Origin of the sequence: Mycobacterium sp. (genome assembly GCF_049683935.1) — a bacterium.
GTDB lineage: Bacteria > Actinomycetota > Actinomycetes > Mycobacteriales > Mycobacteriaceae > Mycobacterium.
Genome location: NZ_JBAUJR010000434.1, coordinates 1 through 10325, shown reverse-complemented (window position 1 = coordinate 10325; position 10325 = coordinate 1). Strand labels below are relative to the sequence as shown.

The following is a 10325-nucleotide window of genomic DNA, read 5'->3' as shown; positions in this document are numbered from 1 at the left end:
GTCCCATGCGGTGGCCACTGATTCGGTGGCCTCGGCCGCGGCGTCGGAGGCCGCCGGATCGTCCAGCAGGGTGGCCAGGGTGAACACCACTGCCGGCCAGATCGCGTCCGGCACGCTGTCGAGGTAGCGCACCTCCAGGAAACCGCGCGGCCGCACCGGCGGGAACAGCGTGGTCAGGTGATAGTCGAGGTCAGCCATCGTCGGCCTGCGGTCGCCGAGCAGCACCCGCCCGTCGGCCCAGTCCGCGAACGGCACCCATTCCAACACCGGAACCGGGTCGGGACTGTGCACGAGCATCACCGGCGCGCGCAACGCGTACCGCGCCCAGTCGCTGGCCGGATCGTCCCCGCTCTCACCCAGAATCGGCCCGCACCGCGCCGAGTCCAGTTGGCTCCACACCCGCTGACGGGTCGACTGCCAGCCGGTGAAGCTGCCGCCGAGCACCGGGGAGTTCGCCGAGATCGCGATCATCGTCGGGCCCAGGGCATGTGCCAGCCGCACCCGGTCGGCCCACATCGTCCGCGGTCCGGCCTCGACGTTGACCTGGATCGACGCGGTGGCGGTCATCATCGCGGCGCCCGCGGTGCCGGTCTGGCTGGCGTGGAAGAACTGTTCCATCGCGTGATAGCGCGCACCGGGGTTCACCCGCTCGGACGGCCGCAACGGGTCGGCGCCGAGCAACACCACACCGAACCCGGCCTGCTTGAACGCCGTGCGCAGCACTGCCCGGTCTGAGGCCATCGCCGAGATCGCCGACGTCGGATCGTTCATGGGCGGCCCCGAGAGTTCGACCGCGCCGCCGGGTTCGACGGTGACCAGGCTGCCGCCGGGCAGCGGCGGCAGATCGGAGATCGCCGCGGTCAACTCGTCCCACCCGGGCCGCCTCGAAGGATCGGTCAGGTCGTAGCAGTGCGCCTCGATCTCGAGGCCGACCCGGCCCGCCGGACCGTCGATCAGGCACCCGGCGACAAGGTGTTCGGCAGCGGCGGATGCGCTGGTCAGTTCATCGGCGACACAGTCGGATGCCATGGTGCGGGCCATCTCCGCCGCTCCCTCCGGGTCTGGATCGATCGATGCGTCTTCTATTGTCCAGAGCGCACCGACAAAGTCTCGCGTTCGGCGCATGACGCGTGGATGACGTGTGCCCGAATTCGACGGGCGTTACGCGTTGTGTGCGGTCGTGTACTACTGGCCCAGGGTGTTCTGCATCGCGCCCGCCAGGACGTTGACGGCAGGACCGCCGTTGCCCGACTGACATACCTTGGCCTGTAGCAGCACGTTCTCACGTTTGCGGGTGGTGACGAAGCACCGTCGGTCGGTGCCGGCCTCCTGCTTGACCCAGTCTGCGTCCGTCGCGGTCGTCGGCCCGCTGGTGAACGTCCACACCTGGGTGGTGAAGTTGTCCAGGTGCATCGCCGTGGTCTGCCCGCTACATCCGGCGGTCCGGTCGACGACCCGCGCAAAGGCCCGGTCGGCGGCCTCGGAGGTGGCGAACACCCCGACCGCCTGCTTGACGAAGTGCGTCATGTCGGTCGGAGACTGCTGCGCCACCGCACCGTTGAACGCCGCCAGGTCGGGATCGTTGTACACCTCGGGCAGACCGATGTCGGCCCAGTTGTTGCACACCGGGTTGTCGACGTAGAAGGACTGGAACGGGTCGGAGTAGGTCCACTCGAAGCCCATCCGCGCGCCGACGATGTTGCCCACCGAACCCTTCGGCAGCACGGCGTAGTTCACCACGCCGGGATCTGACGGCCGCGCGTCTGCGGGGTAGGCGAGCGCCATGGCGAGGCCCATACCGACCGCGATGCCGACTACGCCGGCCCTCACGTCAGGCCACCGTCGCCGCGAGCGTGACGTGTGCACGGCATCGATGCTCATGAGTTCGATCATGCCAGCCGACCTCGGGGTCGGGTCAGGCCTCGTGGCCACCCTGGTCGTCGTTGTCGGGTGGCCCGGCACGCACACCTTCGTCGCACGGCTCGATGTGCCAATCGCCGAAGGGGTCCTCGAAGCCCGGCCATTGGTCGGGGTGGTCCATCTCGTCGTCGGTGAGCAGCGCACCCCGCAGTGCCTCGAGGATCTCTGCCGGGTCCGCCCCGCACACCAGCACGGTCATCGACGTGTGGCGATCCCCGTGGCCGTACTCCCAGATCAGGTCGGCGATCGCCCGTCGTTCCGGGTCGATGTAGGCGAGCTCCCCGGAAGTCATGGCCGCCAACCACTTTCCGACCTGTGACACGAGCAGCCCGCCGCCGGCCGACACCAACCACATCACCCGGTCGGGCTGGCTGGCAAGCCAGAGCCGCCCCTTGCTGCGGACCACGCCGTCGAGCAGCAGATCGACGGCGTCGTGCAGACGCCGCGGGTGAAACGGCCGGCGCGCCTGAAACTCCACCAGGCGGACCGGCCCGCTGACATCCAGCGGCGGCTGACCGGCGAGCAACGGACCGTGGGGGTGATCGCTGCGGCCACGGCGCGCATCCGACTCCAGATGATCCAGAGCCAGGTCGAGTCGGTCGGTACCGACGGTGATCCGCGCCCTCGGCGCCAATCTGCGACAGACCGCCAGCGTCTCGGGGTGCGGGCCGGTGAGGACCACGACGTCGGCGAACTCGACCTGCGCGACGACCACCTGGGCGGCGGTCCGTCCGTCGTCGAGTTCGTCCTCGCCCACCGCCTGCAGCAGCCAGTTCGACGTGTCGACCGCGGACACCACGGCGGACACCGATACGTCGCGGGCAGTCGGCGAATGCGTGATGGCGAAGCAGACGGGTTCGGGTTCCATCCACGGCCCCAATCGGACGGCGATCCGGTCCACATCCGGCCGGCGGTGCAGCCGCCGAAGATGTTCGAGCAGGTCGTAGCGCACCGTGCAGGACACGCAGCCGTGGGCGAGTTCGAGCACGGCATCCGCGGTCACCGCGACGCCTCGCTGGACCATGGTCGTCCTGCGATGCACCACATGGCCGTCGAACCGGTGCTCCACCAGCGCCGTTCCCGGGCCTGCCAGCAGCACGTCGGCGATGTCGTCGGTGTCGCCCTGACCGGTCACGACGACGACTGGAGTGCGCATCAAACCCTCCTATTGGAAATGATTTTCAATTACTGCGCGTTGACGCTACAGTCCCATCTCGAGCTTGTCGAAAATGATTTCCATTAACAAAGGAGACTCGTGTCCGCCCACTGCCAGGTCACCGGCCGCTCACCCGGCTTCGGCAACGCGGTGTCGCATTCACACCGCCGCACCCGCCGCCGCTGGAATCCCAACATCCAGCGCAAGACCTACCTGCTGCCCTCCGAGGGCCGCCGGGTCACGCTGCGTGTCAGCGCCAAAGGCATCAAGGTCATCGACCGCGACGGCATCGAGTCCGTCGTGGCCCGGCTACGCCGGGAAGGACAGAAGGTCTGATGGCGCGCAATGAGATTCGCCCCCTGGTGAAGCTGCGCTCCACCGCGGGCACCGGGTACACCTACGTCACCCGCAAGAACCGGCGCAACGACCCGGACCGGCTGATGCTGCGCAAGTACGACCCGGTCGCGCGCACGCACGTCGACTTCCGCGAGGAGCGCTGAGCGATGGCCAAGACGTCCAAGATCGCCAAGAACGAGAAACGCCGCATCATCGTGGCCCGCTATGCCGAACGCCGCGCCGAACTCAAGCGCATCATCAAGTCACCGTCGACCGCGCCTGAGGCCCGGATCGCCGCACAGGCGGAGTTGGCGCGCCAACCGCGCGACGCCAGCGCGGTACGGGTGCGCAATCGCGACGCGGTCGACGGTCGTCCCCGCGGACACCTGCGCAAGTTCGGCCTGTCCCGGGTGCGGGTCCGGGAACTCGCCCACCAGGGCCAGTTGCCCGGCATCCGGAAGTCCAGCTGGTGAAGGCGAAACGGCGCGAGCCGCCGGCCCCCAAGAAGCGCCGAAACATGCTGAAGACACTCGGCATCGAGTACGTCGACTACAAGGACACCACCACCCTGCGGCAGTTCCTCTCCGAGCGCGGAAAGATCCGCTCCCGCAGCGTCACCGGGCTGACGGTACAGCAGCAACGCCAGATCGCCACGGCCGTCAAGACCGCGCGCGAGATGGCGCTGCTGCCGTACCCGGGCCAGGGTCAGCGCTAGTCGGAACCGGCCCTGACGCCCTCCTCGACCTTCTTGCCGAGGTCGGGGTCGACGTTCTTCCAGTACTCGAACACCCGTGACAGCACCGGTTCCCGGACACCCTTGGACACGTGCCCGATGATGTTGTGGGCCAGTCGATCTCGGGCCTCGTCGTCGAGGACCTCACGGACCAGGGTGCCGGCCTGACTCCAGTCGTCGTCTTCGGGACGAAGGGCGTACGCCGACCGGACCATGTCACCGTCGGAAGCCCAGTGCACTTCGGCGGCGCGTTTGGGGTCGGCCTCCGGGCCGCCCATCGAGTTCGGCGCGTACACCGGATCGGTCGCGTTGCGAATCCGCATCGCACCGTCCTTGGAGTACGCCCGGACCTCGACCTGCGGTTCGTTGACCGGGATCTGCTTGTAGTTCACCCCGAGCCTGGCGCGGTGTGCGTCGGAGTAGGAGAACCCGCGGGCCAGCAACATCTTGTCGGGGCTGAGTCCGGTACCCGGGACGACGTTGTTGGGCTCGAAGGCCGCCTGCTCCATCTGTGCGTGGTAGTCGACGACGTTGCGGTTCAGCGTCATCTTGCCGACCTCGTGCAGCGGGTAGTCGCTGTGCGGCCACACCTTGGTCAGGTCGAACGGGTTGAACCGATACGTCTTGGCGTCCTCGAACGGCATGATCTGGACCTTCAGCGTCCAGGTGGGGAAGTTGCCGTCCTCGATGGAGGTGAACAGATCACGCTGGTGGTAGTCGCCGTCCTCACCGGCGAGACGGTCGGCGTCCTCCTGGGAGAGGAAGTCGATGCCCTGGTCGGTCTTGAAGTGGTACTTCACCCAGAACATCTCGTCGTTGGCATTGACCCAGCTGTAGGTGTGGCTGGAGTAGCCGTTCATGTTCCGCCAGGTCTTGGGGATGCCACGATCCCCCATCAACCAGGTGACCTGATGCGCCGACTCCGGTGACAATGTCCAGAAGTCCCACTGCATGTGGTGGTCACGGAGGTTGTTGGCCGCCATCCGCTTCTGGCTGCGGATGAAGTTCTGGAACTTCATCGGGTCGCGGATGAAGAACACCGGGGTGTTGTTTCCGACCATGTCGAAGTTGCCGTCGCTGGTGTAGAACTTCAGCGAAAAGCCCCGGGGGTCACGCCAGGTGTCCGGGCTTCCCCGCTCGCCGGCGACGGTGGAGAACCGGGCCACCATCTCCGTGGTGGCGCCAGGCTGCAGAAACGCCGCCTTGGTGAACTGGCTGACGTCCTGGGTCACCTCGAACGTGCCGAATGCGCCGCCGCCTTTGGCGTGGGGCTGACGCTCCGGGATCCGCTCGCGGTTGAAGTTGGCCATCTGCTCGATCAGATAGTGGTCCTGCAGCAGGATCGGCCCGTCTGTGCCGACGGTCAGCGAGTGCTCAAAGCTCGGTGCGGGCGCGCCGGAATCGGTGGTCGCGTACTTCTCGGTCATAAGCCTCATCTCCTCGGGACGCGGCGGCTTGTGGGCTGTGCCGCCGCCCTGCTGCCGGTGTACCCGAAAGCCGGTCGATCCACCCGAGGAACGGCCGATCAGGGGCGAGGCGGGGCCGGCGCGTCGTCAGAACCGCTCGGCGGCCGGGGTGGCCCGGGCGGCGTATCGGCGCTCGGGCCGCCCGGCGATCGCGGCATTTCGACCATCGGACCACCGGGACCGAACGGTCCGGCGAAACCGGGCCCCCGCTGAAACTCACCGCGCTCGCCCATCGGGAACATCGGCGGCCCGGGTCGCAGCACCATGTGGTTGGACCGGTCGGGGCCGCGGGAATCGTCACCGACCTGCTGGCCGACAAAAAATCCGGTGCCGAAGATCACCGCGACGATGATCACCGATCCGGCGATGATGCCGACCCACGCCGCGGCCTTGTTCAGCCGATTGGACTGCTCGACGTAGACCGGTGGTGGATCTTGATACGGCGCAGGTTCGGGTGCCGGCGCGGCGGCCGGCGGTGGGGTGACCACCGGCCCGGTGGGGGGTTCGGAGTTCGCGGGTGGCGGGGTTGGATCGCTCATGACGGTGATCATTCGCCGCAATCCACAGCGTCAGATAGGTACAGGCTGTGAATCGGCTATGAAGGCAAAAGGCTTGACAAGCCTGTTCAAGCGGTCGTCCGCGCAATTTGCCCGACATCAACAAGAACCCGCCTGCAACGACAAGGGTATTCCCCTATTCCTCGTGATCCCGGTTGAACCATAGTGTTTGCTGTGTGACTCGCTGCGGGAAGTTCGAGACGGTGTGGGGCAAGCATGTCGGCCGGGTGGGAGCGCTGGCTGTCGCGCTGGGTATCGGCTCGGCGGTGGTAGCCATGCCGGGGGTGGCGTGGGCGCAGCCCGACGGAGCCGGCTCGGCCAGTTCCTCGGACGGCTCCGCGGGCGGGTCCCCGGGGCGCACCAAGACCGCAGACCGACCGTCACGCTCGGCGGGTGACACTGCGAAGTCGGACGACACGGGCGAATCGGACGAGTCTGACAAGTCGGAGGCCCCAGCCGAGTCGGACGACGCGACCGAGGCAGACGATGCGACCGACTCCGATGATGCCGTCGACTCCGACGACGCAGCCGAGCCGGACGACGCACCGGAGCCGGACGACGGAGCCGAGCCGGACATCTCCGAGTCGGAGGAAGGTCCGACCCCCGATACCGAGCAGTCCCCGAGGCGCGGCTCCGGCAATAAACGCACCTCGGACACCGGCACCCCTGCCGCGACCGCCGAGCCTGACGACGATGACCCGGTCGATGCGCAGGACGCTGTCCAGGAGTCGCCCAGTGCACCCGCAGATCAAAATGAGACGACCTCACCGATAACCGGTGACCACTCGGTCGACGCACCTGCCGCCGCCCCGCCCGCCCAGACGCAGGCCACGCCCAGCACGTCGGCGCCCGTCGAGACCGTCACTGAACGACCCGCGACCCCGACGTTGGCGACCGTGTTGACCTCCCTGTTCTCGCCGCAGGTGAGCTCCAACGCGGTAGACCAACCCGAAGTCCCCGGCGCGTCGCCGCTGCTGTGGACGTTACTGGCCTATGCACGTAGGGATTTCGAGCGCACGCCCGAGGCGGGCAGCGTTGGCGTGACGACAAGCTCCGCGCAGGCCGGCGATGTCCAGGCCAGTGCCACATCGCCCGCGATTCCCGGACAGGCGTACCAGTCTCCGGTCATCGCCGATGACGGGACCATCTACCAGCTCATCTCCGAAGGGGACGGCACCCGGGTCGTCGTCCTCGACAGCAACGGGCAGATCCTCAACAGCGCGAACATCGGCGGTTCCACCGTTACCTTTGTCGATCCGGTCGCCCGTCCGGACGGCACGCTGATCGTGGTGACCACCAACGAACGCCGCAGTCGCTCGACCATCTCCGCTGTGGACAGTCAAGGCGCTGTGACAACGGTCGCGACAGTCACCGGCTATCCGGACGGCCCGGTGACGGTCAGCGCCAACGGCGCCCTGTACTTCACCACGGACGTCCGCAACATCTTCGACCCCCTCGGAGACGGCATCGACTACCGCTTCGTCCGCGTTTCCCCTACCGACACCGTGCGATCGTTTGCCTATGACACCACTGTCGAACTGACCGCGGACGGCACCGCGCACCTGGTGTCGTCGCAGTGGGGATTCTCGACATTGCGGGTGATCCCGCCCACCGGATTCACCAGGACGATTCCGCTGCCCTACGGTTCTGATCCCACCGCCCCCATCCTTGGCCAGGATGGCACGGTGTATGTGACGGCCGGAGTTCGAAGCCTGTTCGGCACCAAGACGACTCGGGTATACACAGTCACCGGAGCCTCAACCGCGGTGCGCACCATCGCCGGCCTTCCCGGTCGAACCGTGGTGGGCGCCGACGGTCTTCACCTGGAAACGTTCACCTACCCTGGTTTCACCGACAACGGCACCGGAACGACCTACATCTCCCGGCTCACGGCGACCACGATCACCACCTCGACAGCCATCGACGGACGGATCGGCGATCTGCAGGCGACTCCCGACGGGACTGTCTACGCACCGATCAACGATGCCGCCCTGACCACCACCCCGGTCAAGGTGGTCGATCGCAACGGCAACGTCACCACCGTGACCCTGCCCGGGAGGCTGGTGCTGCCCCCGACAGCCGGGCCGGGCGTCGTTCGTGTCAGCGGCGGAGGCACCCAGTCCGCCGATGATCTCGGCTACATCAGCTACTCCGCGAACGGAACGACGTTCGTCGCGGTGCTGAACCCAGACGCCACCGTCGCGCGCGCCATCGAACTGCCCGAGGGAGCGCGAAATCCCACAGTGGTCTTCGGTCCTGACGGCGCGGCCTACGCGGTCATCGAGTACCTGACGGACGGACAACTCAGTAAGCAGATCCTCGCGCTGTCCACTGGCACGTTCACCCCCGTCGTCCCGGGCACTTCGTACTTCAACGCTGTCGACATCCAGTTCGGCCCGGACGGCACCGGCTATCTCATCACCGACGCCGGCGGCGCCGTCAACTACGAAATCCAGGTCTTGGGGTTCAACGCTGCCGGTGCCACCGTCGCCACGGCAACCGGTCTGATCAACGCGACGGTCGATCGAGTCGGCAAGGATTTCTTCGACGCCGAGGCGCTGGTGTTCAGCCCCGACGGCACCGCCTACCTGACCATCTACAGCCCAGGTCAAGCCGGCGTCTACGCATTGACACCTGCCGGCGCGCAAGAGGTCGTCGACATCGAGTACACCGACTTCTTCGGAAATCTCTCGACGCCGACCTTCAACGCCGACGGGACGATCGGATTTGTGCAGACCTCCGCCCGTGGCGACAGCGGCTTCTTCGCCACAGTCGTGACCTTCACGCCCGCAACCGGCCTCTAACCGGTCATCGACCAGGACTTGATGGGGTTCACCGCGAACTGGATGACCCGATACGGTGTGCCGCCGCGCGCCATGGTGTTCCACTGGCTGACGAACACCCGCACCGCGTCCAGCGTGGAACCCGGCGCGATGTAACCCCCGTAGGGCTGGGCCAGCCGATTGACCTCGGGCGGCGGCAGTTGTTCCACCTGTTCCGGCCACTCCGTAGCTACGACGACCGTGGTGACCGGCGCAGCACCCAGACCCGTCGGGCCTTCGGCGACCCGCATCTCCATGTTCCCGGTGGTCGCGTTGAAGTAGGACAGCACAGTTCTGCCGTCGATCTGGCGCACACTCATCTCCCCCACGCGGTCACCCCACAGCGGCGTCGGCTCGTGCCCCCAGCCCAGGGTGTCCGACCAGCCCTGCCACGCCGATCTGTCGGTGAAGGACTCCGGCGTGGCCCGGTACAGCACCACCGGCGCGCTGCGGTCGAAGTTGTTCGCCACCAGGTAGATCCAGCCACGCTGAGAGTCGGCCGTCGGGATCGGGTCGTAGTAGCCGCTGATCTGAGACTGCCCGCCACCCGTGTAGTCGGCGTCGCGTTCCGAGTCCGGCACGGTCTCCCAGTTACCTTGTCCTGGTTCAGCTTTCACCAATCGAGAGGTCTGCGGCCGGAGGTCCTTCGTGGTGGTCACCAGCAGGTAGTTCTCGCGGTTGATCTCGACGACACCCGCGGGAAGCTGCGACGCCCCCGGGGGCGTCGGGTCGGCGAGCAACGGGGTGTCGATACCGGTGACACCGTCGTAGCGCACACCGGCCGCGTCATCGAGGGTGTCGTCTTCGACGTGCAGTGCGACCGGCGAGAACCACCCGCCGAAACCCACGCCCTGGCCGCGGAAGCTGTCTCCGCAGACCTGCAGCAGCTGCTCCGGGAACTGCATGAACTCACACAGGTCCGTCGCACCGATGCCGTAATCGACTGTCGGCGTGCCCGTCCCGGCTGCCGGGCCGATCCGCAGAACCTGGCCCGGCTGCAGCGGCGGCAATTCGATCGGCGTCGCCTGAGCCGCCGAAACTGTATTCCACGCGAGAAAGCCCGCCAAAACCCCTACCGGAATACAGTTTCGGCGCAAATCAGCTCCGAGCCAGTAGCTCGGCGATCTGGATGGTGTTCAGCGCCGCGCCTTTTCGCAGGTTGTCCCCGGAGACGAACAGCGCCAGCCCACGGCCGTCGGGAACCCCGGGATCCTGCCTGATCCGACCGACGAGTGAGTGGTCGGCACCGGCGGCAGCCAGCGGCGTAGGCACGTCGACCAACGTCACCCCCGGTGCGCCGGCGAGGATCTCGGTGGCGCGCGCCACCGACAACGG

General features: G+C 67.2%; 12 protein-coding genes. 5 read left to right on the top strand and 7 right to left on the bottom strand.

Annotated elements, in window-relative coordinates; genetic code table 11:
* From egtA to mrf, 3 genes are all read right to left on the bottom strand, one after another.
* A partial coding sequence (gene egtA, locus WA965_RS24400; RefSeq protein ID WP_526448161.1) for an ergothioneine biosynthesis glutamate--cysteine ligase EgtA occupies window positions 1-1041 on the bottom strand: 1041 nt, incomplete at its 3' end.
* A gap of 144 nt (window positions 1042-1185) precedes the next feature.
* Window positions 1186-1797: a sensor domain-containing protein gene (locus tag WA965_RS24395; protein WP_526295464.1), complete on the bottom strand. Its 612-nt coding sequence runs from the start codon at window positions 1795-1797 to the stop codon at window positions 1186-1188.
* A gap of 118 nt (window positions 1798-1915) precedes the next feature.
* Window positions 1916-3076, bottom strand: coding sequence for a ribosome hibernation factor-recruiting GTPase MRF (gene mrf, locus WA965_RS24390; protein ID WP_526295454.1), 1161 nt, complete (start codon window positions 3074-3076; stop codon window positions 1916-1918).
* A 99-nt stretch (window positions 3077-3175) separates the two neighbouring features.
* Here mrf and rpmB point away from each other — a divergent pair, with 99 nt between their 5' ends.
* Genes rpmB through rpsR form a run of 4 tightly spaced genes read left to right on the top strand, consistent with a single transcriptional unit; the run spans window position 3176 to window position 4127 of the window.
* The gene (gene rpmB / locus WA965_RS24385) at window positions 3176-3412 is read left to right on the top strand and encodes a 50S ribosomal protein L28 (protein ID WP_526295456.1); all 237 of its coding nucleotides are present in this window, start codon (window positions 3176-3178) and stop codon (window positions 3410-3412) included.
* Window positions 3412-3576 carry a 50S ribosomal protein L33 gene (gene rpmG, locus WA965_RS24380; RefSeq protein WP_526295458.1) on the top strand — a complete coding sequence of 55 codons (165 nt, stop codon included), beginning with the start codon at window positions 3412-3414 and terminating at the stop codon, window positions 3574-3576. The genes rpmB and rpmG overlap by 1 nt, the downstream gene beginning before the upstream one ends.
* 3 nt (window positions 3577-3579) lie before the next feature.
* Entirely contained in the window at window positions 3580-3885 is a 306-nt protein-coding gene (gene rpsN, locus WA965_RS24375; RefSeq protein WP_526295460.1) for a 30S ribosomal protein S14, read from the top strand.
* A gap of 44 nt (window positions 3886-3929) precedes the next feature.
* Complete coding sequence (gene rpsR / locus WA965_RS24370) at window positions 3930-4127, top strand: 30S ribosomal protein S18 (protein ID WP_526295462.1); 198 nt, start codon at window positions 3930-3932, stop codon at window positions 4125-4127.
* On the opposite strand, the gene WA965_RS24365 is transcribed toward rpsR, so the two are convergent.
* Both WA965_RS24365 and WA965_RS24360 read right to left on the bottom strand, forming a co-directional pair.
* Window positions 4124-5572 (bottom strand): catalase, encoded by a 1449-nt coding sequence (locus WA965_RS24365; RefSeq protein WP_178357431.1) that lies wholly within the window; start codon window positions 5570-5572, stop codon window positions 4124-4126. The two genes, rpsR and WA965_RS24365, sit on opposite strands and share 4 nt — an antisense overlap.
* A gap of 98 nt (window positions 5573-5670) precedes the next feature.
* Complete coding sequence (locus tag WA965_RS24360) at window positions 5671-6150, bottom strand: hypothetical protein (RefSeq protein ID WP_526294056.1); 480 nt, start codon at window positions 6148-6150, stop codon at window positions 5671-5673.
* Between the two features lie 194 nt (window positions 6151-6344).
* Here WA965_RS24360 and WA965_RS24355 point away from each other — a divergent pair, with 194 nt between their 5' ends.
* Window positions 6345-8972 (top strand): hypothetical protein, encoded by a 2628-nt coding sequence (locus WA965_RS24355; RefSeq protein WP_526294055.1) that lies wholly within the window; start codon window positions 6345-6347, stop codon window positions 8970-8972.
* Here the strand turns inward: WA965_RS24355 and WA965_RS24350 are convergent.
* Window positions 8969-10057, bottom strand: a complete 1089-nt coding sequence (locus tag WA965_RS24350) for a DUF4185 domain-containing protein (RefSeq protein ID WP_526294054.1) — start codon at window positions 10055-10057, stop codon at window positions 8969-8971. The genes WA965_RS24355 and WA965_RS24350 overlap by 4 nt on opposite strands.
* Before the next feature lie 31 nt (window positions 10058-10088).
* Window positions 10089-10325, bottom strand: a 237-nt coding sequence (locus tag WA965_RS24345) for an Asd/ArgC dimerization domain-containing protein (RefSeq protein WP_526448160.1), incomplete at its 5' end; no start/stop codon positions are given.

Excerpts from the sequence above, each read along its gene's own strand:
- rpsN (WP_526295460.1), top strand. The coding sequence starts at position 3,580 with ATGGCCAAGACGTCCAAGATCGCCAAGAACGAGAAACGCCGCATCATC.
- rpsR (WP_526295462.1), top strand. The coding sequence starts at position 3,930 with ATGCTGAAGACACTCGGCATCGAGTACGTCGACTACAAGGACACCACC.
- WA965_RS24360 (WP_526294056.1), bottom strand. The coding sequence starts at position 6,150 with ATGAGCGATCCAACCCCGCCACCCGCGAACTCCGAACCCCCCACCGGG.
- mrf (WP_526295454.1), bottom strand. The coding sequence starts at position 3,076 with ATGCGCACTCCAGTCGTCGTCGTGACCGGTCAGGGCGACACCGACGAC.
- rpmG (WP_526295458.1), top strand. The coding sequence starts at position 3,412 with ATGGCGCGCAATGAGATTCGCCCCCTGGTGAAGCTGCGCTCCACCGCG.
- WA965_RS24365 (WP_178357431.1), bottom strand. The coding sequence starts at position 5,572 with ATGACCGAGAAGTACGCGACCACCGATTCCGGCGCGCCCGCACCGAGC.
- WA965_RS24395 (WP_526295464.1), bottom strand. The coding sequence starts at position 1,797 with ATGGGCCTCGCCATGGCGCTCGCCTACCCCGCAGACGCGCGGCCGTCA.